The organism is Ruminococcus flavefaciens, from assembly GCF_900116855.1.
In the GTDB taxonomy this organism is placed as follows: domain Bacteria; phylum Bacillota; class Clostridia; order Oscillospirales; family Ruminococcaceae; genus Ruminococcus; species Ruminococcus flavefaciens_R.
Genome location: NZ_UETD01000009.1, coordinates 97,872 through 122,745 on the forward strand (window position 1 = coordinate 97,872; position 24,874 = coordinate 122,745).

Sequence of the window (24,874 nt, forward strand, 5' to 3'; positions counted from 1 at the left end):
CTGTGTTAGACTTTAGTTACAGGAGGTGAACGACATGACAGACAGCACCGCCGCTATCTCAGCAGCAAGGCAGAACCTTGCCGACGCAGGCATGGACAAAAGCACCATCGAAAAGTGCATGACGCTCATTGACAATAATGATATCACCGCTGCATACAGGCTCATCAGCGAATACCGCAGGCAGCTGCTGGACACCGTTCACAGCTGTAACAGGCAGATAGACTGTCTCGATTATTTCACCTACACACTGGATAAAAACGGAGGTATACAGAAATGAAAGATGAAATGCTCACTCTCACTCAGGAATGGGACAAGACCTTCCCCAAGTCCGACAAGACAGAACACAAGAAGATAACCTTCCACAACCGCTATGGCATTACCCTTGCGGCTGATATGTATATGCCCAAGAATGCTTCGGGAAAGCTGGCTGCCATAGCTGTATGCGGTCCCTTTGGCGCTGTAAAGGAGCAATGCTCGGGACTCTACGCACAGACCCTTGCAGAGCGCGGCTTTCTCACCATTGCCTTTGACCCCTCATTCACAGGCGAGAGCGGCGGTCAGCCCAGATATGTCGCCTCCCCCGATATAAATACCGAGGACTTCTGCGCGGCTGTGGACTTCCTCTCACTTCAGGAAAACGTTGACCCCGAACGCATAGGCATACTGGGTATCTGCGGCTGGGGCGGCATGGCTATAAATGCTGCTGCCATAGATACACGCATAAAGGCAACTGTTTCCTCTACCATGTACGATATGACCCGTGTGAACGCAAAGGGCTACTTTGACGAAGCAGACAGTGCTGACGCGCGTTTCGCCATGAAGCAGGCTCTCAATCAGCAGCGTATCAAGGACTACGCCGCAGGTGAATATGAGCTTGGCGGCGGAGTAGTTGACCCCCTCCCCGATGACGCGCCCTTCTTCGTAAAGGACTACCACTCCTACTACAAGACCGACAGAGGCTATCACCCGCGCTCGCTGAACTCCAACGGCGGCTGGAACAAGACCTCATCGCTGTCATTCATAAATATGCCCATACTTGCCTACTCCGACGAGATACGCTCGGCAGTTCTTGTGGTATGCGGCGAAAAGGCTCATTCACGCTATTTCAGTGAGGACGCCTTCAAGAAGCTCACAGGCGACAACAAGGAGCTCCTCGTTGTTGAGGGAGCTGTCCACACAGACCTCTATGACGGCGGCGGCAAGGACGCTATCCCCTTTGATAAGATAGAGTCCTTCTACACTCAGTATCTCAGATAATTTCCACCCCTAAAGGCTAAGGTCTCCGTACTGCGCTTTGCAGTGCGGAGACCTTTTATTTATGCTATATCATGTTTTCTGTCAGAGCTTCCAGCTCACAGCCTTTTCGCGTCCCTGAATGAAGCCGCGGTAAATGCCCTCCTGAGCCATGAGCTCATCGTGAGTGCCCTGCTGTACTATCCTGCCGCGGTCGACAACAAGTATGCGGTCGGCATTGCGGACGGTTTTCAGTCGGTGTGCTATCATTATGATGGTCTTTTCCTTTGTGAGAGCCTCGACTGCCTGCATGAGCTCTGCCTCGTTCTCGGGGTCTACATTTGCAGTCGCTTCATCCAGAACGATGATGGGAGAGTCCTTCATAATGGCTCTTGCAATGGATATACGCTGTTTTTCGCCGCCCGAGAGACTTGCTCCGCCCTCGCCGATGACAGTGTCGTAGCCCTCGGGAAGTGCCGATATGAAGTCGTGACAGCAAGCCTTTTTTGCCGCCTCGATAACGGCTTCCATAGGAGCATCGGGCTGTCCGAAGCGTATATTGTTGGCGATGGTATCATGGAAAAGGTATACCCTCTGGAATACAAAGCTGTAATTCCGCATAAGCGCATCCATGCTGTATTCTCTTACGTCCCGTCCACCGAGAGTAACTCTGCCCTCGTCAACATCCCAGAAACGCGACAGCAGATTCACAAGAGTGGTCTTGCCGCCGCCCGAGGGCCCCACGATGGCAGTGGTGGTCTTTTCGGGGATATCGAGGGAGATACCGTCGATTATCCTGCGCTCCTCATAGGCAAAGCCTATATTCTCGGCGCTGATGTCGCAGCTTGACGGAACGGCATTCTCGCCGTTTATGTCCATCTGTGGAGTGTCAAGTATCTCCTGTGCATTTCTGACGCAAACGTCAACTGTTCTCAGCAGTGCGGAGTACTTTCCTGCGGTGTCAAGCTGTGCGTAGATGATGTATGAGCTGATTATCATTATCAGACAGGTGAGAAGCTCCATTGTGCCGCCGAGATAAAGGAGAAGTGATGCAAGGGTTATGAGAGTTCCCACAGCCTTCAGTATGAAGCTCTGGACAGTCATAAAGGGTATGAGCTTTACCTCCATGGCGATATTGGCATTCTCATTCTCGTCGATAGCCTTGTTGAGCTGACGGCTCTGGCTTCCCGTAAGGCGGTAAGCCCTGACCTCGGCAATGCCCTGTATGTACTCGATAACTCTTGCCACAAGGGCGGAGTCCTTCTCCACCTTCTGCTTTGACATTGCCGCGGAGGCATTCATCATGGCACTGTTCACAGCAAAGAACAGTGCCAGTCCGAAGCAGAGCACAAGTCCTATGCGCCAGTCGAATATGAGTATCATCACGGTGATGACAGCTGTGGTGACTATGCCCGAGCAAACTATCATTACCACTCTTGTTGCCACGTTTTCAAGGCTCTGCATGGTGTTTGTGGCTACGGACATTATCCTGCCGAGGCTGTTTGCGTTGTAGTAGCCCATGGGAAGATAGCGCAGATGCTCGGCTATCTCCATACGCTTTCCGGCGCAGGTGCTGTATCCGCCCTCTGTCTGGAGCATGGTGGACTTGGTCTTGACTATGCCCGAGCCGATAACGCTCACAAGCATTATGCCAAGACAGATAAGGCAGGTCTTTCCCGTTACATTGTTCTCAATGAGAGCCTTTACCATGACTCCTATGGCAGGTATCTTCATCGCCTCGAAAAGCGCCTGCACAAAGCTGAGAAATATGGACAGATAGAATTTTCTCCTGTCCTCCGCCGTGCAGAAGTCGAAGAAGTTTTTCAGTATCTTAAACATTGTCCTCACCTCCGTCTCTGGAAGCCATATGAGCCTTCCACATCTTTTCGTATACCGAGTGATTTTCAAGGAGCTCATCATGTGTGCCGCTCTCAGCCACAGCTCCGTCCTTTATGACATAGATACGGTCTGCGTCCTTGATGGTGGAGAGGCGGTGAGCGATAACAATAAGGGTCTTGCCCTTTACCAGCTTCGCCACAGACTCCTGAATGACTGCCTCATTCTCGGGGTCTGTGTAGGCAGTTGCCTCGTCAAGGATGATAACGTCTGCATTTTTCAGCATTGCCCTCGCAATGGCGATACGCTGACGCTCGCCTCCCGACAGGTGACCGCCTGAGTTGCCCACGATGGTGTCATAGCCGTTTTCCAGCCCCATAATGAACTCGTGACAGCCGCTCTGTCTTGCGGCATTCTCAACCTCCTCGTCGGAAGCTGTGCCGTCTGTTCTGCCCATGCGGATATTATCCCTTACGGACAGGTCAAAGAGGTAGTTGTCCTGCGATACATAGGCTATCCTGTCGGAGTAGTCCTCCAGCGGTATCTCCCTGATATCGATGCCGCCGAGAGAGAGGCTTCCCGAGCCAACGTCCCACAGTCCTGCTATAAGCCTTGCGATAGTGGACTTGCCGCTTCCCGAGGGACCTGCCAGCGCTATGAAGTCGCCTGTCTTTATGTTCATGGAGACTCCGTGGAGTATCTCCTTCTCGCCGTAGCCGAAGTGAACATCGTCAAGAACGATATCGCTGCTCTGAGGAACCTTTGTCAGTGTATCGGGGCGCTCCATCTCGGGAGCGTCGATTATCTGTCTCACCTCTCCTACAATGGTGCTCATCTGAGCGATATCGTCGGAGTAGGACATTACGCCTATGAGTGGCTCGATAAGTCCAACGGTCATGACTATGACGGTGATGAAGTCCGCAGCGTTGATAGTACCGTGGATAGCCATTATTCCGCCAATTGGCAGAACAGCCACCATAGTTGCGGGCATTATGCTCATGGCAAAGGTCATGTACACGCTGCACTTTCTCATCCAGTCAATGAAGCTGGCGGCGCACTCCTTTGCAGCAGCTGCAAATTTCGCGTAGCTGCTCTCGGACTTGCCGAATACCTTTATCACCTCGATACCGTTTATATACTCCATGGAAACGTCGTTCAGCGCCTTTGTAGCGTTGACGCAGCGCTTGTAGTTCTGCTCATAGCCGAACATCATGAGCATATAGCACAGCATACCAAGCGGTACGGTTATAAGTGCCGCAAGTCCCAGCTTCCAGCTGATCATGAACACATATATCATGACTACGACGGGTGCGCCTATGCCCGTTGTGAATTCGGGAAGCACATGGGCGAGGGTGGGCTCAATGCTGTCGATGCGCTCCACTATGATGTTTTTCAGCGAGCCCGAGGGCTTTGATATAACATCTCCCAGCGGCATTTTCGCCAGCTTGTCAAGAGCCTTCTTGCGTATGACCGCAAGCACATGGAACGTGCCTACATGAGAATTTGCCGTGGAAACGGCATGGAACAGCGCGTGTCCCAGCCACAGCAGGAGTATGATAACACAGTTGAGTATGTATGCTCCCTTGTCCGAGCTGCCGTCCAGCAGCATCCTCACTATCCTTGCTATGAAATAATAGGGAGCTATGCCGCACAGTGTGCTCAGTGCCGCAAGTATGACACTGGCGATAAAGCGGTTCTTTCTGCTCCCCGACTGACTAAGCAGCCAGCGGAATGAATGGTTATTGTCCTTTCCCATATCATTCTCCTCCTTTTCTGTATTTCTGCGGAGTTACTCCCATTACTCCGCGAAACGCCGCCGAGAATTTCGAGGCGTTGTCATATCCCACGCTCTGGGCTATATCCGCGATATGCCGCTCTCTGTCCGACAAGAGCAGGTCTGCGGCATACTGCATACGATAGCCCTTTATGAACTGATAAACGGGACTTCCGTACATTCCCTTGAAGCATCGTCTCATGGTTGCAGATGGCAGTCCGCATATCTTTGCCAGCTCGTCTATGGTATAGTTCCTTTCGGGGTGAGCGGTTATCAGGTCATGTACTACCTTGACCTTCTCCGCCTGAGCTGCCGAAAAATACTGCCTGTCAATGCTGAAATCCTCGGGTGAAAGTGCTTTCAGGCACATGAGGAGCTCTATGACCTTCAGTCTGAAATAATCTATCCCAAGTCTTTCGTTTACGTTGTAGAGCTGCATGAAAACGCGGTTCAGTCCCTCATCGTCCCTGATAAGGCACTCCCTGTCATCGGGACAGAACTTTTCCGCTAATCCCCTTATGTCAATATCAAATGCAGGCAGCTCCTTTTTCATGGCTATCTCGGCAAGGTCAGTCTGAAATCCGACAGTTATGCCGTGATAGTGGCAGAGCGGCATATGTACCATGCCCTTGTGATGGACTCGCCTGTCTATCCTCACATCCCCCGGCTCCATGCAGTAGCGTATGCCGTGTCCCGACTCGTGCTCGATCCTGCCCTCGCGGCAGTGGTCGATACAGAGAAGTGTATCCGCCGCCTGATAGTCAGAGGCGCAGAACTTCATATGAAAGTCATCGTACATGAGATACACTCCCTGAAACACCTGATACAGCGTCATGAAGCCCTCTCCGTCACTTCCCGTCACCTTCAGCACGCGGCAGTTCTCATCTGCTGCCACCTGATAGACATTGGAGCATTTGTAAAGCGTATTCAGATTGTCAAGCATATAGTAAAGCGGTTTATCCATTTTCTCACTCCAGTCGCATTATATTTGTACAGCAGGCTTCGATGAGCTCGCTGTCATGTGTTACTACGAGGATAGTTCTCCCCTGCTCCCTGAGCTCACCGAAAAGCTGCGCGGTCTGCTGCATATGCTCATAGTCAAGACCGCTGGTGGGCTCGTCAAAGAGGAGTATATCCCTCCCCGAAGCAGCTGCACAGGCAATAGCCACACGCTGCTTCTGACCGCCGGAAAGGCTCATGGGATGGCGGTCTGCATAGTCCTCAAGGTCAAGGCTGCGGAGTATCTCCCTTGCTTTTCCTTCGTCCTCATCGGGCAGACTTATGAGCACCTCCTCAAGCACGCTGTCCGTGAACAGCTGGTGGTCAACGTCCTGCATGACCATGAATATGCGCCGTGAACGCCTTGCGCTCCTGCACATATGCCTGAGAAAGGTAGTCTTTCCTGCGCCGTTCCTGCCGACAACAGCAGTTATCTCATGGAGTGGTATCTCCGTGGGAAAGGTGAACCTCTTATGCGGCTTTACGCTGAATACCTCTCCGCGGCTGCATGAGCGCTCTATTGCGGCAGGGTCGGTGTCGTGTATCGACCGCAGCCCGTGCTTTGCCAGCTTTTCATTTGTCATGGCATCCATATCAGCCCTGCTCCAGTCCTCGGCTATGGAGCCGTCACGTATGAGCAGCGCCCTGTCGGCAATGTCCCACAGGTAGTAAAGACGGTGCTCCGCCGCGATTATGGTCCTGCCCTCAGCCTTCCACAGCTTTATTATCTCTCTCAGCTTCATGGTAGAGGCGTAGTCCAGATTTGCGGATGGCTCGTCAAGGAGTATCAGCGGCGGCTGAGCTGTGTCCACCGATGCGCAGGCTATCTTCTGCTTTTCGCCCCCTGACATGGCAAAAATGTTCCTGTCCATGAGGTCGGCTATGCGGAAGCGCTCCACTGTCCTGTCTATGCGCGACAGTATCTCTGCCTCGGGAATCCCCTGATTTTCACAGCCGAACGCCAGCTCTCCCGCTGTATCCACAGTAAAAAACTGCGCCCTCGGATTCTGGAAAACCGTTCCCTGCATGGCAGCAGTCTCGTAGAGCTCCATTTTCGGGACGGACCTGCCGTCAATGAGCACATCACCCGAGAGCTCCCCCTCGAAGAAGTGGGGAACCAGCCCGTTCAGCAGCCTTATCACCGTGGATTTTCCGCAGCCCGAGCCCCCTGTCAGCAGCAGGAACTGCCCGTCGGGGACAGTGAGGTCCATATGCTTTATGCAGCCCTTTTCCGGAGCCGCTGCATAGCTGAAGCTTACATCTTTCAGTTCCGTCATGTCACCGACCTCCATATTATCCACCCCAGCGCTGCCGCACACAGCAGAAACATGACTATATCCGCAGCATGGAAGCCTATCCTGCACACATTTGTCCGCTTCACAGGTGAACCCAGTCCCCTTGTGAGCGCCGCTGCCGACAGCTCCTCACCTATCTTCACGGAACAGGTCATCATGGGAACAAGGCGGTATTCCGCCATCTGCATGACCTTGCTGCCGCCGAAGCGGATATCCCTCATCCTCATAGCCTCGCCGATAGCGGAGCACTCCTCCTTTACCGTGGGGAAAAATCTGAACATTACCGCCATGGGGATGGTTATCTTCGGAGTAACGTGCATACGCTCCATTGCCGCCGTAAATTCGCTGACCTTTGTGCTGCTCATGACATAGTTTCCCATCATTATGCTCGGCACGAACCTTGTGAGTATGCCGCTGCACATAAGCAGTATTATCGTGCCCCTGCCCCCTGTGGGAAGATATACAGCCCCCAGCCCCAGTCCGAGCAGCAAACCGCCGATGAAGGCTGTCCTGACCTTCTTCACACTGAACAGCAGCAGAAACGGCAGTGCCATGAACACAGTCTTGAAGGGCTCCGCATTGCTGCCGCCCAGTCCGCCGAGAACTATGACTGCCTCCGCCAGAAGGAGCAGCAGCTTCGTCCTCGGGTCAAGCTTTATCATACTATACCTGCCTTGGCGAAGTGCTTCTTCATCAGTGCCTTGCCGAGAAGTCCGCCGATGATACCGCAGATGAATGCAGTCACAAGCAGTACGGGACACATCCACATGGGCATTAGCTTTGTGAGGGCGTCAATGTAGTCCTGACCGAAATCCTGACGGGTCGACCAGTACTTATCAGCCATGAAGAACAGCGGCAGATAGTTGCCCCAAAGCCACATACTGAAAACTCCGTGGGTGAGAACTGCCTTTGAGGCGCTCTTGTAATGTCCGCTTTTGTAGATAAGCTCCGCACAGAGTCCCGTAACAGCGCTGACTATGACCGTGAAGAAGCCCATTCCCGTCAGTATCATCATGATCCCCATGATAATGCTCATAATGAGTATCATGCCGAACTTCTTTACCTTTGTGAGAAAGAGCATGAACGGTATGCCGCCGACTATGGGCACAAGCACCGCCAGCAGCGGCATGAATACGGGAATAAATCCCAGCATTGCAAATACCATGACCACCACAAAATAAATGGCGGAAAAAATTCCTATGTTTATGAGATCCTTGCCTTTCATAAAAACCTCCGTCCGTTAGATTATTCTAACATCGCTTCATAATTTATGGCTGCCGCAGCAGCCGTAGTACAGTATATCACGGAGGAACTGCCCTCTGCAACTCCATTCTGTCTTTTTCACTCCATTCTGTAAGATTATTTTGCTCCATAATGAAAAATCCGCCGCTCACGGAACTCCGTAAGCGGCGGCAAATGCCTGTGTTATCGGGTAATTCTTTTCAGCTCATCGGCAATGCTCTGCCTTGCAGTGGGGATGTCATCGCAGTAGATGCTCATGACCTCGGTTACATCCGCACCCTTCGCCATATCCCGTATATCGGCTGTGCTCTTTGAGAAGCCGCTGCTGCCCTGTGTAGCAATGAGGTAAATGTGCTTGCCGCTCAGGTCTGTGCCCTCAAGAAATGTGGCAACGGGCATGGGGACCGTTCCCCACCAGAGCGGATAGACGAGAATAATGTCATCATATCCCGAAACGTCCACAGGAGCTATATCGGGACGGGCTTTGTCACGAAGCTCCCTGCCTGCCACCGACACTGTGTCTCCATAAGATGAGGGATACTTCTTACCTGTCACGGTAATCGCCTCCATTTGGCAGTCCAGAGCGTCACATACCATCTCCGCAACGAGATAATTGCTGCCTGTAAGCTCGCCGTCGCAGAGCATGAGAGAGGCTCCCGAAACTGCGTCAACGTCCTCCTCAAAGTCGGTGTTGCCGACTCTTGTGAAGTATACCACAAGGGGCTTGCTGCCGCTCCATTCCACCTTTTCGCCCTCGACAGCCTGTCTGCGGTCAACGTTCACTGTCCTGAAATGCCTGTTCATATATGGCACCAGTGCCAGTCCGATGGCTATGGAAGCTGCTGCACCTGCGGCTATGAGAAAGGCTGCGGTCTTCTTTTTCTTCGTGCGTATATATCCGTGCATACCGCCGTGTACTACCGCAAGTGTGAGCACGGCTGTTGCCAGATAGCGGTGAAGGTCGCTGCTGCCCATAAACCTGAACCACTGAAACAGTAGTCTTGATACTCCCATACTGCTCAGCATGAGCACTATTATGCACAGGAAAAGCAGCACTGTAACTATATCCGAAAAGCGCCTTGCCGCGGACTTTTTACCGCCCTTCCACATTCCTGCGATGACCTTGCGCTTTATTATAATATGAATTATGAGGCAAAGGAAAAAGCCTATTCCCAGCCATTCGTGCAGGGTGTTCCCCGTAAAGACGTACAGCATCTGCACCAGCAGTATCAGGTACATGAGAACGTCAACGGCAATGCCTGCTTTTTTAGTAAAGCTCCTCTTGTCCATGCTTTCACTCCTTTTTATCCAATTATATCAGCAACGGCAGCGGCTGTCAAGAAAGCTCCCGAAAAATCGCGGTGGATCTAACAAAAAATCACGTTTTCATATTGCATTATCAGCAAAAATGTGCTAAAATTAGAAAAAATGCATTTTTTGCAGAAAAGAGGGATCCTATGAACATCAAGGAAGCAATAAGCTCACGCCACAGTGTAAGGCAGTACCTCAACAAGCCCATCTCTCAGGAGCACAGAGACAGGCTTGCGGAGCTCATAAACTCATGCTGTGATGAGAGCGGACTCAGGATACAGATAATCTACGATGAGCCCATGTGCTTCAATACCTTTCTGGCACATTACGGAAAATTCACCAACGTTACAAACTACATCGCATTAGTCGGCAAGAAGTCCCTTGAGAATCTCGATGAGCTCTGCGGCTATTACGGACAGAAGATAGTCCTCGCCGCACAGCAGATGGGACTCAATACCTGCTGGGTGGCAGGCACCTACGGCAAGCGCAAACAGCAGGCTGAGGTAGCTTCCGATGAAAAGCTGGTATGCGTTATCGCCATCGGCTACGGTGCCAACGAGGGCACAAAGCACCGCTCAAAGCCCGTTGAGAAGCTCTGCGACGTTCCCCGCGATGATATGCCCCAGTGGTTCAGGACGGGACTCATTGCAGCCATGATGGCTCCCACGGCTCTCAATGAGCAGAAGTTTTTCGTGACTCTCGACGGTGACGAACCCGTTATCACTACTAAAAGCGGCATGATGACCAAGATAGATCTGGGCATCGTAAAGTACAATTTTGAAGCGGCTTCGGGTCACAAGTGCAGATAAGCTGCCGTATTTTCTGTTTAAAGGCATGATAAAGCCCCTGAGTGATACCTCATCGCTCAGGGGCTTGCGTATTTATTATACGGTTCATTTTCTGCTCTCTGTGCCGAAGAAAACCTTGTCGAAGAACTCCTTGGTCTTCTCCTCGCCCAGTGCCTTTTTGAACACATCTGTGGAAACTCCGCCCTTTGAGATAAGGTTGTCGGAATATTCCTGAGTCAGTGCCAGCTTCTCAGCCTGAGCCTCGGGTGTCAGCTTTTCGAGGGAGTTTGCCTGATCCATATATATGGAGATAGCATCACAGAACATCTCCTCTATCTTTTCGTCATCAGCGCGTTTGCCTGCCTTGTGGAGGACTACGGTCATAAGATCGTCATACCATGCAGGTTCAGTAGATATGTCCTCAAGGCTGCTGTACTTGCTCTCAAACTCCTTCATGGCATCGATCACGCCTGCATATTCGGGAGTGGTCTTGTCGGGCACAAGGTCATAGAACTCTGCATAAGCCTTGCGCTTGCCCATTATGTACATGAAGTCCATTGAGAGCAGCGGCATATTCTTCTCATAGGGAGTTATAACGTATGAGACCATCTGCATAAAGCCCATATTAACGGTCATTACGGAAAGGTTTCCCAGATCCTTGATCTCGTACTGAGACACGTTGAACTTCATAAGTCCGTATATCTTTATCTGCGAGAAGTCCCCTGCGTCAACGGGGGTAACAGTTGCGTATCTTGAAATGGTATCCATTCCCGAATCGAGAGTCCTGTTCATTACCTTCATGTTCTTTGAGGCGTTGAATGTGATGAAGCCTGCAAGCAATGCTATGATAATGAGTATCACCAGCAGCACTTTGGGCCATTTTTTTCTTTTTGACAGTTTCCTGTTCCTTCATATGATCTCTCCTTTATGTCAATAAAATGTCGGTATATAAAGCTTTTTCATTATAACATCACTTCCGCTGATTGTCAAGGAATGACCTGTTACTTTATCCGCTTTATCTTCCCGTTTCTGACCAGAAAGACCTTTTCGGAAATATCCATCATAGCTTTATCGTTGTAGGAGTCCGTATAGAAGCTGTCTATTGCCGTATCTCCGTAAAGCTCCCTGAATCGCTTCACCTTGTTGCCGCCGAAATTCAGCCATACCACACTCTGTCTTTCGTAGTCTATCTCCGAGCAAAGCAGATGCGGTGTGCCAAGCTTTTTGTTTATAGCTCTCAGCAGAAAATCAGGTCCTGCGGATATGATGATGTCATCGGGACCTATCCTGCTGATGATATTCCTGTTGAGCTTATGGAAATGGGTCTTCCAGAACTGCCGCGTCTGTCTGAAAAGCTCCCTTTTATCACGGAGTATCACCCTCAGGAACTCGTTTATGGTCTGCTCCATGCTGTCCTTGTTCACAAGGCATAGCTTGTACTTCAGCAGGTTCCAGAATATTCTCGGCAGCCACAGGATTATCCTCTTGTTTTTTCTTATCATGAAAAGCGCAAGGTCTACGGCGCTTTCTCCGTTGTACAGCGTATTGTCGAAATCAAATACCTTCATTTTACCTATCCTTTTAGCTGTCCGGGCACGGAAACATCTTCCGCAAAGGGGCTGTCGGACAGATAGTACCTGCCGAATACTCCGCCCGTTTCCGCAAAGTGCTCCGCCACGGGTATGCTGCCGCTGTCAGTTATGATACAGCCCTCCGACTCGTTGAGATGGGTCACGAACAGCGATATATCTGCTTTAAGCTTAGTCTCCGCAATGTCTCTGAGCACTGCCCTCAGAAATTCCTCCGTGCTGCCGTGGGGAGCCGTTCTGAACTCGCCCTGCCACTGATTGCAGACATTGGTCCTGTCGGTGACAGCTATCCCCAGCTTCCCCTCATATGGCAGCGGTCCCGCGCCGTGACGGGTAACGTATGAACGTGTGACATAGACTGCTTCCGCGGAAAAAGGCTCTTTGCCGCAGAGTGCGGACAGTATCCTCGCAGGCTCGTAAAGTCCCGTCCGCGAGGTGGTCAGATGAGGAGCATATTCCGTGTTGAGCTCGTCAAGGAGAAGCCCCTGCGCTCCCTCGAATATGACCTCGTCATAGCTCCTAAGACGCTCCTGCGGCATAAGCTGAACGTATCTGCCGTTTCGGCACATCGCCTCCGCAGCGTTATAAAGAACATCGTCGCTTTTAAGCATCTCGCCGTACTCCCCTGCCTTGCTCAGGTCAGCGGAGAGCTCCCTGAGCCGCAGCGGAAGATAGTCACGGCGAAGCTCCCTGAGCCTGCTGTACAGGTTGGAAGCGCTCATGCCCAGTACATCTCCGAGATACAGCGGAAAGGTCGCCGAGCGGACTGCCGCCTCGTTTATTCCCATACCGCAGGAGCCGTGACGGGCACTGCCGCGGCTCGTTTCAAGCAGCATATTCAGAAGAACGTCAATGATGCAGGTGCAGCGGCACTTCTCCGAAGCATAGATATTCGGGAGCCTGCCGCCCGATTCCCCGAAGCTCTCGGCTTCCGCGGAAAGCTTGTAGAGATCGGGCATAAAGCTGTCCGCCCAGTAGGTATCGGCTCCGCGGAATGAGCCCGATGAGAGCTGCGAGAACACGAACCGCCTTTCCCTGAGGTCCACCGTATGGCCTGCCTGCGCTCCGCCGTTATGCCTTACGCAGATGACATCGGCTCCGCGCTTTGCAGCCTCAAGGGCAAAATAGTCCGTGGCAAGTCCCTTTCCCTCGTCACCGAAGTTCTTTCCGATAATTATTTTTGCGATCATTTATCCTTGTGGAAAAGCTTCGAGAGAAAGCCTTTCTTCTCTTTGCCGCTGCTCTGAGGTGCTTCCCCCTCAGGTGTCAGCTCCGCAACGCGCTTTGCCTGTGCGATGGGCTTTGCCGCATTTAAGGGCTTTGCATTTACAATGGGCTTAGAAGCATTTACGGGCTTTGCCACGGGCACTTCCCTGTGCGTTGGAGCTGCCTCGGGTTCGGGAGCGGACTGCGGTGCAGGAGCTGCCATTGCCTCGGGAGCTGTCTTTTCCTCCGCAGCTGCCTCGGGAACTGCCGCTGCCCGCGGAACAGGCTGCACATTGATAGTTGAGAGTGCCTTTTCCACAGCGTCCCTTGCCTTGCCTGTCCACTGCGAGAGAGTCTCCTCCTTGGTCATTCCGTTCATGTGCTGCATAATGGATATCATTACCTCTGCGAGGAACTCGATGTCCTCAGGCTCCACAACAGCATTTCTGCCGCTGATAAGGCGCTCCCATGTTTCAAGAGAGTGTTCAGTGTGTCTGCCTGTTATGATATGGAATATCTCATACTTCTCACTTGCCGCATTATAAAGCTCTCCCGTGGTGAAGCCGCGTTCGCGGTCATCGTTAAAGACCTTCTTTATCGATAAGCTGTTGAGTATCTCATTCCTGCCGTCATCGCCTACCTCGTCGCCGATACAGAAGATAAAGCCCTTCTGCTTACGCTTTTCATAGCTGTCTATCGCGGTATGCTCCAGAGCAAAATACCACACAAGAGAGTCATAGCTGTACATATTTCCGCCGTTAAGAGTGAACTCCAGAAGCTGCTCCACAACACGGATATCAGCCTCAAACTGCGTTATCTGAAGCGGAGGCTGTTCGTGGGGCGAGGTAAACGCCGCACACATGATATGAGGATCGGTCACGGGTCTCTTTTCCAGTATCATGGTGGCAGTCTTATTGAGGGAGTTCTTGGCGATCTCCGCTGCCAGATATCCCATTGAGCCCGTGGAGTCAAAGCCTATGATGATAGGTGTTGACTGCGGCGAGTCCTCACTGTCCCGTGATTCGCGCACGTTTATGAACTTAGGCAGGTACTTCTCGTTTACCTTGTTTCCGCTGAAGATATCATCCGCAGTTGAACCTGCATTGATACCTCTGCTGTCCTTGAGCTTGTTCCAGTCGGCTGCATTATAGCTTCCGCGTCCCATTATGATCTACCTCCTCAGAATGATATGTTATTGTTCTTGGGTATGCTTATGTATGCAAGGGAGCCTGCTATCCTTTCGGCTGCCTGCTGCTCCACCGCGCTGAGGGCTTCATTGGCTGTTCTGCCCTCCGCAACGGAAATAAGAGCGTATATGAGCTCAGAGAGACAGGAAATGTCTTTCTTGTTGATTGCTGCCGTGCGTCCCGGCAGTATCTCTCTCCAGCCTGCAAATATCCTCTCGTCCCCGGGAACCCCTCTGTCGATACAGATATGGAACACATGGTACATCTTTTCCGCCTCGGCTATGAGCTCCTCGGCAGACAGGTCGTATTCCGCATCGTCACCGAACACGCGCTTTATCTCGCTGCGCGTCAGTACCCTGTGGCAGTTGTCGTCACCTATTGTAATGAGATACCCCTTTTCCCTGCGCTTCTCAAAGCAGTCGGTACGGGTCCGTCTTGCAGCAAAGTACCACGCTAAATTATATGACTCGCCGCCGTTTCCGCCGCCGCCGCCTTCGAGACAGAGACTTGTGAGCTGTCTGATGATGCGGATATCGCTCTCGAACTGCGTCACCTGAAGGGGATACTTATCGCTTTTGCAGTCTCCGATCGCACAGCACATTACCTGCGGACACTGTATGGGCTTATTGTCATAGAGATAGACTATGGCTTTGTTCAAGGAATTGAGTGCCAGCTCCTCCGCAAGATAGCCCATTGATGCGGTAACATCAAAGCCTATCATCACAGGCGTAGAACGGGGCGAGTCCTCATTGTCACGCGCCTCCCTCACTACTCCCTTCAGTGACGACAGAGCATACCCTGAGCTTTTTGACGCAAATATCTGTTCCGTTTTCTTCTCAGTGCCGAATGAGCTTCTCAGCTGTATCCAGTCACTTGCAGTATAGCTTCCGCGTCCCATAGTTACTGTCCTTTTCCGTATATCTGTTTATCGTCGGTCTCCATATTTATGAACCTGCGCTCGCCGTAGGACTTTATGAGCACATCGTCCCAGTATGCGAAGTCCTCGTAGGCATTGCTGAGAGGAGTGCTCCTCAGGAAGTCCGCAAAGGGCTTGGGAACGTCCTCTGTCTCCCTTGCAGCTGATGCAGACTCAAAGCCCAGCACCTTTGCCGCTGTCTCACGCAGAGCTGTCAGATTGTCACGGGTGGTGCATATACGACCGTTCACCGCAGTATTGTTGGGAACAGCGCTCCACCAGCCGCCGTAAAGGCTTGCCTGATGGTCGTAGGGGTCGATGTAGAGGGTATCAAGTCCGAATTCGGGGTGGACTATGCTGTTGTACTCCAGCACACAGCACAGGTTCTCCATGCGCCCGATGAGCCACGCTGTATGCCTGCCGCTGAGAGTTCCGAACAGTCTCAGGGGATACTCGTCCTCACGCTTCTTCACCACAAGGAGAGTAGTTGCATCGGCCAGCTCAAAGCCGCCGCTTATGCGCGGAAAAAAGTCCGAAAGGCTCCGTGTATCGGCTGAGGGATAGTCAATGGACGACACGTTCTTGCGGTATCTGTCTGCCTTGTCCTCATTGCCGATATCAAAGCGGAAGATGATATTCTGTCTTGCGGTGTATGCAGTCATTATCCTGTTCTTGTATGTGTGCATACTCCTGATATCGATCTGACGCCCGTCCGAACACTCAAACACCTCTGACGCGGCGCTGTCCCAGAGCTCATCGGCGCGTCTGCGTCTCTCCTGACCGTCAGCAGACAGGTGCAGGAAGCCTCTCATGCGCTCATAGAAGTCGCGGTAATAGTCCGTATCCCTGTGGTCGAGTACATATTTCGAGCCGCAGAACGGACAATTTGCTGTGGTCCCCGATGGATCTATGAGCATGGGTCCTCCGCAGTTCTTGCAGTTTAGATTTTTCATACCTTACCCCCTTGATCTGAAATGAAAGATTTAACATCTAAATTATACCATACAAATCTGTAAATAGCAAGATGCGCGGAAAGAAACCGTTTTTCTTTTGGGCTTGATGAATTGGAAGGATTATGGTATAATGATATGGCATGAAAACGCATTCAATGGAATTATGAATGCTTTGTTGCAAAAACACTTCTGTTTTAGGTGGTTATTATGAAAACAATGAAAAAGGTTCTGATTGGCATCCTTGTCAGCGTTACGACCTTCTGGGTAAGGCAGTGCTCAAAACTCAGGAAAAATACTATCTTTCTGATATTTCTATCAAGTACAGTCAGATGGGCTTCGATGCAAAAATGCTTTCAGCTGTATTCGAGAATATAGTGTACCTCGAAATGAAGCGCAGGGGTTATGATGTCTACATTGGCAAGAACAATACCAAAGAGATTGTCTTTGTTGCCGTTCGCAGAGATGAAAGGATATATGTTCAGGTCTGCGTCCAGCTTCCCGACGGATCCGACCGTGAGGCTGCAAATCTTATGTATATAAAGGATCACTATCACAAATATGTGGTATGCCGCGATCCCCTTGCTTTGGGGAATGACAACGGAATAGAGATAGTGCATATCGCAGACTTCCTAATGCGTGACAACTGGTAAAAGGAGAATTGTAATGAATATTGATAATACACTTTACAGCGGACGTCCGACAGATGAACGCTCTGACGTTGAAATGGCTATATATGATAAACTTGATGCTCTTGGTATAGAATACAAGCGAGCTGATCACGACCACGCAGATACTATGGAGGATTGTCTTGCTATCGAAAAGGTACTTGGTGCTAAGATATGCAAGAACCTGTTTCTCTGCAACCGCCAGAAGACCAGCTTCTATATGCTCCTTATGCCAGGAGATAAGCCATTCAAGACCAAGTTCCTGACATCGCAGCTGAACTGTGCCCGTCTATCCTTTGCGGAGGCTGATAAGATGCAGGAGTATCTGCATACTATCCCCGGCTCAGTATCAGCACTGGAGCTTATATTCGATACCGATAATAACATACAGCTCGTCATAGATAACGACCTTATGAGCGATGAATACATTTGCGGACATCCGGGTATCAATACTTCGACAGTCCGCCTGCTACGAGAGGATATGCTCAGATATGTCCGTGCGGCTAAGCATGAACCCACATTCATTGACCTTCCAACGGAGTGATATTATGCGTATATTTGCATTGGAGCTTGATAACGACATCTAAGGTATAAAACGCAGAAAAGCATACAATGGTAAAAGAAAAAGGTTGAATCGCATATGATAATGCGGTTCAACCTTTTTTTATACAGTCAATTACCGTCATCAATTCGTCTGAGAAAACATCTCACATAGTCAAAATAAACAAATCGTACAGTCATTTGTTGTTTATCTACACAGATATTTACTGCCGATGAATGTTTTTGATTGAATTCTCTTGACTATTTTGACACTTGATGATATAATTCAATCAACATCAATCATATTCATTCACATCCACTCATAAATGTTCGTTTGATAATGATACTATTAAATATTCAGGACGGGGATAATTTTGCTTGCAGAAGAAAGACATAAGATGATACTTGATGCACTCGACGGTAAAAATGCCGTTACGCTCAGTGAGCTTTGCTCATTACTCGGCGCTTCTGAATCTACCGTGAGGAGAGATCTTAATCACCTTGCAGAACGCGGACTGCTTATCAAGATACATGGCGGTGCTATGCCCTGCATTGACAAATTCAGCTTCGGAGAACAGAATATTGAAGAAAAATCTCATCTTTATAATGATGAAAAGACTGCTATAGCTAAGTATGCAGCTTCACTGATAGAAGACGGTGATTTCGTATTCATTGACGCCGGAACAACAACTGAAAAAATGATAGACTATATCTCTGCAAAAAACGTCACATTTGTTACCAATGCCTTTGTTCTCGCAAAAAAGCTTGCACAAAGAGGCTTCAAAGTTTTCCTCCCAGCCGGTGAGATAAAGCTTACAACAGAAGCGATCGTCGGCGCAGAATGTGTCAGCAGCCTTCAGGCTTACAACTTCACAAAAAGCTTCATCGGAGCAAACGGGATCTCACTTTCTGCCGGAGTTTCCACTCCCGACAGAAATGAGGCGAGCATAAAGTCTGAGGTGATCAGACACAGCAGGACCGCATATATCCTTTCGGATCATTCCAAATTCGATCAGATCACCTCAGTAACTTTCACGGATCTTGATAAGGTCATAATAATCACTGATAAACTCAGTGATAAAAAATATCTGACAGCTGCAAATATCAAGGAGGTGATGTAGTTGGTATACACTGTAACATTCAACCCTGCCATCGACTATGTTGTACACACAGCTGAAATGAGGCTTGGCGAAGTTAATCGTTCATCATCGGAGGAAATGTACTTCGGCGGCAAAGGGATAAATGTGTCCATAGTTCTGAATGAGCTTGGTACACCGTCCATTGCTCTGGGCTTCACCGCAGGCTTCACAGGCGAGGCTATCGAAAACGGTATCAAGGCAATGGGCATAAAATCAGATTTCGTAAGACTGAAAAACGGCAACTCCCGGATCAATGTCAAGATCAAAGCCGGCGAAGAAACCGAACTCAACGGTCAGGGGCCGCACATAGACAACGAGGCGCTGGAAGCACTTTTCGTAAAGCTGGACAAGCTGTCAGACGGTGATACGCTCGTGCTTGCAGGCAGTATCCCTTCCAGTCTTCCATCGGACATCTATGAGAGGATCATGCAGAGACTTTCGGACAGAAAGATCAGGACAGTTGTTGACGCCACAAATGACCTTCTGCTCAACGTTCTGAAGTATAAGCCCTTCCTCATCAAGCCAAATAATCATGAGCTTGGTGAGATGTTCGGAGTAACCCTCTCGGAAGATGAAGAAATAGAGCGCTATGCCCGAAAACTGAAAGACATGGGAGCTATAAATGTTCTGATCTCAATGGCTGGTGACGGAGCTATGCTTATTGACGAGAACGGTAAATGCCACCGCTGCGGCGTCTGCAAGGGAAAAGTCAGAAACTCGGTCGGTGCAGGAGATTCCATGGTAGCAGGTTTTCTGACCGGAGCTCAGAACGGCGACTATGAATACGCATTAAAGCTCGGTACCGCCGCAGGAGGAGCCACAGCTTTCTCAGACGGACTGGCAGTAAAAACCAAGATCGAAGAGCTGCTCGCTCAGCTCTGATATTACAACAGTAAGGAGGAATAGCTCATGAGAATTGTAGATCTGCTCAGCAAAAAAAGCATCAAGCTGAACGCTTCCCCAAAGTCAAAATCCGAAGCTATCGATATGCTCATAGACCTTCAGGTAAAAGGCGGACATATCGCCGATAAGGAAGCTTATAAAAAAGGCATCATCGCAAGAGAGGAAAAAGGTTCGACCGCTGTTGGCGAAGGAATTGCAATACCACACGCAAAAAGCGAAGCTGTAAAGGCTCCATCACTGGCGGCAATGACAGTTCCGGATGGAGTTGATTACGAAGCCCTTGATGATGAGCCCTCAAATCTGCTGTTTATGATAGCAGCCCCCAATGACGGAGATGTTCATCTTGAAGTTCTGTCCAGACTTATGACTATACTCATGGACGAGGATTTCAGAGACGACCTTCTGAAAGCCAAGGACGCTGATGAGTTCCTGAAGGTCATCGACGATATGGAGAAGGAGAAATATCCCGACGAACCTGCTGCTGAAGAAATATCCGAAAACGGATATAAAGTTCTTGCGGTAACCGCCTGCCCGACGGGTATTGCCCACACCTATATGGCTGCCGAGGCTCTTGAAAAAGCAGGCAAAAAGCTGGGTATCTCTATTAAAGTTGAGACAAACGGCTCAGGCGGTGCAAAGAATATCCTCACTCAGGAGGAGATAGATGCCTGTGACGGAATCATCGTCGCTGCCGACAAGACCGTTTCCATGGCGCGTTTCAACGGCAAAAAAGTCATAAAGACCAAGGTATCAGACGGTATAAAGATCCCCGAGGAGCTTATAAACCGCATCGAAGCAGGAGACGCTCCCGTATATCATCATGAGGGCGAAGCCGACAGCAGCTCATCGAGCACATCTGACAGCGAAGGCTTCGGAAGAAAGCTTTACAAACACCTCATGAACGGCGTTTCAAATATGCTGCCCTTCACAGTTGCGGGAGGCATTTTTATCGCGTTAGCCTTCCTGATAGACTCCTTCGGAGGCGCTCCCCAGGACGGTGATTTCGGTTCCCACCTTGCGGCTGCGGCATGGTTCAAGACTATCGGAAACTACGCTTTCCAGTTCATGATACCTGTGCTTGCAGGATATATCGGACTCAGCATCGCTGACCGCCCCGGCTTCCTTGTCGGTATGGCAGGAGGTGCAATGGCAGCCGCAGGTGCAACCTTTGCATCTCCGGGAGGAGACGTTCCCTCAGGCTTCCTCGGTGCGCTGCTGGCGGGCTTTATCGGCGGATACCTCACACTTTGCCTGGAAAGGGCGTGCAATAAGCTGCCCAAGGCTCTCAACGGTATCAAGCCCGTACTCATTTATCCTCTCGGAGGACTCGCCATTGTCGGCATCATGATGTGTGCAGTCAACCCTGTAATGGGCATTCTCAACGACGGTCTCTCCAACTTCCTCAACAGCATGGGCGACTCGAGCAAGATCCTCCTTGGCTGCATACTCGGAGGTATGATGGCGATAGACATGGGCGGTCCCTTCAACAAGGCAGCCTATGTATTCGGCGTTGCTGCTATCTCTCAGGGCAACTTCAATATCATGGCAGCAGTAATGGTAGGAGGTATGGTCCCCCCTATCGCTATAGCACTGGCTACCACATTCTTCAAAAACAGATTTACCGAGGAGGAACGCAAGAACGGTCCCGTCAACTACATTATGGGACTCAGCTTCATAACAGAAGGCGCTATCCCCTACGCCGCAGCTGACCCTGCAAGAGTGATCCCCTCCTGTATCGTAGGTGCGGCAACAGCAGGCGGCATATCAATGGCATTCGGCTGTACGCTCAGAGCTCCTCACGGCGGTATATTCGTATTCCCTGTGGTAGGACACCCTCTCCAGTATGTTATAGCACTTGCCATCGGCTCAGTAGTTGGAATGTTAATGCTGGCTCTGCTCAAAAAGAAGCATCCTCAGAACGCATAAAACAAATCATTATTATAAGGAGTGAAAATTTATGGTATCAAAAAAGGTAACTATCGTAAACGCAGAAGGTATGCACATGAGACCCGCAGGTATGATCGCAAAGGCTGTCAAGGCTCATTCAGACAGCGAGGTCATTCTCAAAGCCAATGATAAGGACATCAAGGCTAAAAATGTCATGCAGATCATGGCAGCGGGACTCAAAAAGGGCACCGAAGTGGAAATAGTCGTTAACGGCGGTAACGAGCAGGCAGTTCTTGATGAACTCGCTGCAATGTTCGAGAACGGTTTCGGCGAATAATTCCAAACGAAAATGGGACGGCATCACTGCTGTCCCATACCTTTAAAGGAGGTGCATCAATATGACCATTTTCAAAGGCAAGGGAGTTTACGGTGCTGTAGCTATCGGTAAGATCTCTGTTTTCAAACGAAGGGACACAACTGTAAAGCGAATACACGTCAGCGATACAGCTGCCGAGAAGAAAAGACTGGAAGCCGCAAAGGAAGCGGCAACAGCTCAGCTTCAGGAAATATATGACAAGGCACTCAAGGAGGTCGGTGAGCAGAATGCTCAGATCTTTGAGATACACATGATGATGATCGAAGATGACGATTACAACGAGTCCATCGAAAGTATTATCGACACTCAGTCTGTCAATGCAGAATATGCAGTCTCGGTGACCGCCGATAACTTTTCAGAAATGTTCGCGTCTATGGACGATGCCTATATGCAGGCGCGCTCCGCAGACGTGAAGGATATATCGAATCGCATTATCGCCTGCCTTTCAGACGACGGTTCTCAGGAGAACAGCAGCGACGAAAAAGTGATAATCTGTGCAGACGATCTGGCTCCCAGCGAAACCGTTCTGCTGGACAAGAACAAGGTCCTCGCTTTTGTTACATCTCACGGCTCTTCAAATTCTCACACAGCTATACTGGCAAGGAATATGAATATCCCTGCCGTTATCGGTGCAGGTGATGATTTTCTCTCAGCTGTGTCAGACGGTATGTTTGCCGCAGTTGACGGATATACCGGTGAGGTATTCCTCTCTCCTGACACCGAGGCTCTCGAAAAACTCGAAACGAAGCAGAAAGAGGACGAGGAAAAGAAGAGGCTTCTCCAGGAGTTAAAAGGCAAGGAAAACGTTACGCTCGACGGAACAAGGATCAATATTTTTGCCAATATCGGCGGAGTGGATCATATCGGAGCAGTTCTTGCCAACGACGCAGGAGGAATTGGTCTATTCCGAAGTGAATTTCTCTATCTTGAGAGCAGCGATTATCCGACCGAAGAGCAGCAGTTTGCTGCCTACAAAAAGGTGCTTGAAAGCATGGCTGGCAAAAAGGTCATTATACGTACTCTTGACATCGGCGCTGACAAGAAGGTGGATTATTTTGATCTCGCAAAGGAGGACAATCCTGCCCTCGGTTTCAGAGCTATAAGGATCTGTCTCACTCGTCCAAAGATATTCAGGACACAGCTCCGTGCCCTTTACAGGGCTTCCGCATTCGGCAAGCTTGGTATCATGTTCCCTATGATAACAAGTGTATCGGAGGTGGAACAGATCAAAAAAATATGCGCAGAGGTCAGAGAGGAGCTCCGCGCTGACGGAGTAGACTTCGATGAAAACGCAGAACTCGGTATAATGATCGAAACTCCCGCAGCAGCTGTCATAAGCGATAAACTTGCTCCTCTTGTTGACTTTTTCAGCGTAGGTACCAATGACCTGACACAATACACTCTCGCCTGTGACAGGCAGAACAGTGCCGTTGAACAGTTCGTTGATACACACCATGAAGCTATTCTCCGGCTAATAGAAATGTCTGCAAAAAATGCCCATGCAAATGGTGCGTGGATAGGTATATGCGGCGAACTTGCAGCTGACACAAGTCTTACCGAAACATTCCTGAGAATGGGTATAGACGAGCTTTCAGTTTCGCCTTCCTTTGTACTCAAGGTCAGAGACGCAGTAAGACACACTGATCTCTCCTGATAATTAAACCAAACAAAAAAGCGCCTGTAACTGTGATATGAGTATCGCTGTTAAGAACGGCATGAACCCCAAGATGCTTCAGTACATAATGGGATATGCAGACATAAGCGTTACATTGAATACCTATACTCACGTCCAGTATGAAGATGCGGAGAAAGAGATGAAGCGCTTATACGGGATCGTTTAGCCTGAAAACATTCATTTTACCATTTTATCGTAGTAATAATCCACAAAAAACACTGGTATAGCTCAATATATGGTCGAACTTTTTTCCACGCTTGCAATGAAAAACATGAGAAAACATGAAAAAATATGCAGAATTATAAGAAAACATTCGTTTTTATTCATGCTATGTCAAAACGAGCTTTGAGGCTATTTTACGAAGATTATCAAATATTTAAGGAGATTTGAGGAGATGTATAAGATCATGTTCGTCTGCCACGGCAATATATGCCGCTCACCTATGGCAGAATTTATAATGAAGAAGCTGGCTGCCGAGAACGGTCTCAGCCATGAGCTGTATATCTCCTCAGCTGCCACCAGCACTGAGGAGCTGGGCAATCCCGTATATCCTCCCGCAAGAGCGGAGCTTGCTTCCCATGGGATAAGCTGCCAAGGCAAGTATGCTGTTCAGCTTAAAAAGGCTGACTACAACAGCTATGACCTTTTTGTGGGTATGGACTCCGCCAATATCCGCAACATGAACCGCATATTCGGCAGCGACAAGGACGGAAAGATATACAAGCTCCTCACCTTTGCAGGACGGAGCGACGATGTCTCAGACCCGTGGTACAGCGGCGATTTCGGCAAGGCGTACAGCGATATCGACGAGGGCTGCCGCGCTCTGCTGGAGAAGCTTCGCACAGACGGTCTTGTGTGAGCCGACTGTAATAAAAATGTGCGCATGAACAGCTTCGGCGCACTGATTTCGGAGGATTATTATGAGCTATGATTTTTACGGCTGGGAGAACGCTCTCGTTCCGCCGATAAACGAGGAATACAGTGCAATAAAAACACCGCAGGCGCTCTATGACGCGCTTTTGCAGATATGGTGCGAATGCACCTGTGCACCGAGGCTCCGCGAGAAGTGGAGCAAGGACAACATCACCACGGGGCAGTGCTCCATAACCGCATTCCTTGCACAGGATATCTTCGGCGGCAAGGTCTTCGGAGTTCTTCGTCCCGGCGGGAACTACCACTGCTACAACGTGGTTGGCGATGTTGTATTCGACCTTACCAGCGAGCAGTTCGGCGACGAGAAGCTCTGCTATGAGGGCAACCCCGAGCAGCTGCGCGAGGTCCACTTCGCAAAGCAGGAAAAGCTGGAGCGTTATCAGTATCTGAAGGCGGAGCTGAAAAAACTCATTGCAAACAAGTAAAA

The 24,874-nt window shown here is 50.0% G+C and carries 26 protein-coding genes; 13 read left to right on the plus strand and 13 right to left on the minus strand.

Annotated elements, in window-relative coordinates:
- The first annotated feature begins 34 nt into the window (after positions 1-34).
- Together DSZ37_RS10610 and DSZ37_RS10615 are read left to right on the plus strand one after the other, a co-directional pair.
- Positions 35-277: a hypothetical protein gene (locus DSZ37_RS10610; protein ID WP_109726884.1), complete on the plus strand. Its 243-nt coding sequence runs from the start codon at positions 35-37 to the stop codon at positions 275-277.
- The gene (locus tag DSZ37_RS10615) at positions 274-1,257 is read left to right on the plus strand and encodes an alpha/beta hydrolase (protein ID WP_109726885.1); all 984 of its coding nucleotides are present in this window, start codon (positions 274-276) and stop codon (positions 1,255-1,257) included. Before DSZ37_RS10610 ends, DSZ37_RS10615 begins: the two co-directional genes overlap by 4 nt.
- 81 nt (positions 1,258-1,338) lie before the next feature.
- Here DSZ37_RS10615 and DSZ37_RS10620 read toward each other — a convergent pair whose 3' ends face one another.
- The 7 genes from DSZ37_RS10620 to DSZ37_RS10650 all read right to left on the minus strand — a co-directional run bounded on the left by DSZ37_RS10620 (position 1,339) and on the right by DSZ37_RS10650 (position 9,669).
- Complete coding sequence (locus DSZ37_RS10620; protein ID WP_109726886.1) at positions 1,339-3,072, minus strand: ABC transporter ATP-binding protein; 1,734 nt, start codon at positions 3,070-3,072, stop codon at positions 1,339-1,341.
- Positions 3,065-4,825, minus strand: coding sequence for an ABC transporter ATP-binding protein (locus DSZ37_RS10625; protein WP_109726887.1), 1,761 nt, complete (start codon positions 4,823-4,825; stop codon positions 3,065-3,067). The genes DSZ37_RS10620 and DSZ37_RS10625 overlap by 8 nt, the downstream gene beginning before the upstream one ends.
- Position 4,826: 1 nt before the next feature.
- Positions 4,827-5,807, minus strand: a complete 981-nt coding sequence (locus DSZ37_RS10630; protein ID WP_242978616.1) for a helix-turn-helix domain-containing protein — start codon at positions 5,805-5,807, stop codon at positions 4,827-4,829.
- Positions 5,808-5,811: 4 nt separating this feature from the next.
- The gene (locus tag DSZ37_RS10635; RefSeq protein ID WP_109726888.1) at positions 5,812-7,119 is read right to left on the minus strand and encodes an ABC transporter ATP-binding protein; all 1,308 of its coding nucleotides are present in this window, start codon (positions 7,117-7,119) and stop codon (positions 5,812-5,814) included.
- Positions 7,116-7,799, minus strand: a complete 684-nt coding sequence (locus DSZ37_RS10640; RefSeq protein WP_109726889.1) for an energy-coupling factor transporter transmembrane component T — start codon at positions 7,797-7,799, stop codon at positions 7,116-7,118. The genes DSZ37_RS10635 and DSZ37_RS10640 overlap by 4 nt, the downstream gene beginning before the upstream one ends.
- The gene (locus DSZ37_RS10645; RefSeq protein ID WP_109726890.1) at positions 7,796-8,362 is read right to left on the minus strand and encodes an MptD family putative ECF transporter S component; all 567 of its coding nucleotides are present in this window, start codon (positions 8,360-8,362) and stop codon (positions 7,796-7,798) included. Before DSZ37_RS10645 ends, DSZ37_RS10640 begins: the two co-directional genes overlap by 4 nt.
- A 200-nt stretch (positions 8,363-8,562) precedes the next feature.
- On the minus strand, positions 8,563-9,669 hold the full coding sequence (locus DSZ37_RS10650; protein WP_109726891.1) for a flavodoxin: 1,107 nt from the start codon (positions 9,667-9,669) through the stop codon (positions 8,563-8,565).
- A 167-nt stretch (positions 9,670-9,836) separates the two neighbouring features.
- On the opposite strand from DSZ37_RS10650, the gene DSZ37_RS10655 reads away from it, so the two are divergent.
- Positions 9,837-10,499, plus strand: coding sequence for a nitroreductase family protein (locus DSZ37_RS10655; protein ID WP_109726892.1), 663 nt, complete (start codon positions 9,837-9,839; stop codon positions 10,497-10,499).
- An 84-nt stretch (positions 10,500-10,583) separates the two neighbouring features.
- On the opposite strand, the gene DSZ37_RS10660 is transcribed toward DSZ37_RS10655, so the two are convergent.
- The 6 genes from DSZ37_RS10660 to DSZ37_RS10685 form a co-directional block, all read right to left on the minus strand.
- Positions 10,584-11,339, minus strand: a complete 756-nt coding sequence (locus DSZ37_RS10660) for a hypothetical protein (protein ID WP_242978617.1) — start codon at positions 11,337-11,339, stop codon at positions 10,584-10,586.
- Positions 11,340-11,479: 140 nt separating this feature from the next.
- Positions 11,480-12,046, minus strand: a complete 567-nt coding sequence (locus DSZ37_RS10665; RefSeq protein ID WP_109726894.1) for a haloacid dehalogenase-like hydrolase — start codon at positions 12,044-12,046, stop codon at positions 11,480-11,482.
- Positions 12,047-12,051: 5 nt separating this feature from the next.
- Positions 12,052-13,257 carry an adenylosuccinate synthetase gene (locus DSZ37_RS10670; protein ID WP_109726895.1) on the minus strand — a complete coding sequence of 402 codons (1,206 nt, stop codon included), beginning with the start codon at positions 13,255-13,257 and terminating at the stop codon, positions 12,052-12,054.
- Positions 13,254-14,438 (minus strand): hypothetical protein, encoded by a 1,185-nt coding sequence (locus DSZ37_RS10675; RefSeq protein ID WP_109726896.1) that lies wholly within the window; start codon positions 14,436-14,438, stop codon positions 13,254-13,256. The genes DSZ37_RS10670 and DSZ37_RS10675 overlap by 4 nt, the downstream gene beginning before the upstream one ends.
- 14 nt (positions 14,439-14,452) lie before the next feature.
- Complete coding sequence (locus tag DSZ37_RS10680) at positions 14,453-15,358, minus strand: hypothetical protein (RefSeq protein ID WP_109726897.1); 906 nt, start codon at positions 15,356-15,358, stop codon at positions 14,453-14,455.
- A 2-nt stretch (positions 15,359-15,360) separates the two neighbouring features.
- Positions 15,361-16,329, minus strand: coding sequence for a hypothetical protein (locus tag DSZ37_RS10685; RefSeq protein ID WP_109726898.1), 969 nt, complete (start codon positions 16,327-16,329; stop codon positions 15,361-15,363).
- Between the two features lie 167 nt (positions 16,330-16,496).
- Between DSZ37_RS10685 and DSZ37_RS10690 the strand changes: the two genes are divergently transcribed.
- From DSZ37_RS10690 to DSZ37_RS10735, 10 genes are all read left to right on the plus strand, one after another.
- Positions 16,497-16,979, plus strand: a complete 483-nt coding sequence (locus DSZ37_RS10690; protein WP_181380300.1) for an ATP-binding protein — start codon at positions 16,497-16,499, stop codon at positions 16,977-16,979.
- Positions 16,980-16,992: 13 nt separating this feature from the next.
- A complete protein-coding gene (locus DSZ37_RS10695; protein ID WP_109726899.1) occupies positions 16,993-17,538 on the plus strand; it encodes a prolyl-tRNA synthetase associated domain-containing protein in 546 nt (181 codons plus the stop codon).
- Between the two features lie 370 nt (positions 17,539-17,908).
- The gene (locus DSZ37_RS10700; RefSeq protein ID WP_109726900.1) at positions 17,909-18,655 is read left to right on the plus strand and encodes a DeoR/GlpR family DNA-binding transcription regulator; all 747 of its coding nucleotides are present in this window, start codon (positions 17,909-17,911) and stop codon (positions 18,653-18,655) included.
- Positions 18,656-19,555 carry a 1-phosphofructokinase gene (gene pfkB / locus DSZ37_RS10705; protein WP_109726901.1) on the plus strand — a complete coding sequence of 300 codons (900 nt, stop codon included), beginning with the start codon at positions 18,656-18,658 and terminating at the stop codon, positions 19,553-19,555.
- 27 nt (positions 19,556-19,582) lie between these two features.
- Positions 19,583-21,502, plus strand: coding sequence for a PTS fructose transporter subunit IIABC (locus tag DSZ37_RS10710; RefSeq protein WP_109726902.1), 1,920 nt, complete (start codon positions 19,583-19,585; stop codon positions 21,500-21,502).
- Between the two features lie 31 nt (positions 21,503-21,533).
- Positions 21,534-21,800, plus strand: coding sequence for an HPr family phosphocarrier protein (locus DSZ37_RS10715; RefSeq protein WP_019679450.1), 267 nt, complete (start codon positions 21,534-21,536; stop codon positions 21,798-21,800).
- Positions 21,801-21,861: 61 nt separating this feature from the next.
- Complete coding sequence (ptsP, locus tag DSZ37_RS10720) at positions 21,862-23,493, plus strand: phosphoenolpyruvate--protein phosphotransferase (protein WP_109726903.1); 1,632 nt, start codon at positions 21,862-21,864, stop codon at positions 23,491-23,493.
- A gap of 37 nt (positions 23,494-23,530) precedes the next feature.
- Complete coding sequence (locus tag DSZ37_RS10725) at positions 23,531-23,680, plus strand: hypothetical protein (RefSeq protein WP_347504561.1); 150 nt, start codon at positions 23,531-23,533, stop codon at positions 23,678-23,680.
- 228 nt (positions 23,681-23,908) lie between these two features.
- A complete protein-coding gene (locus DSZ37_RS10730; RefSeq protein WP_109726904.1) occupies positions 23,909-24,373 on the plus strand; it encodes a low molecular weight protein-tyrosine-phosphatase in 465 nt (154 codons plus the stop codon).
- A 61-nt stretch (positions 24,374-24,434) separates the two neighbouring features.
- Entirely contained in the window at positions 24,435-24,872 is a 438-nt protein-coding gene (locus DSZ37_RS10735; RefSeq protein WP_109726905.1) for a YunG family protein, read from the plus strand.
- The last annotated feature ends 2 nt before the right edge of the window (positions 24,873-24,874 follow it).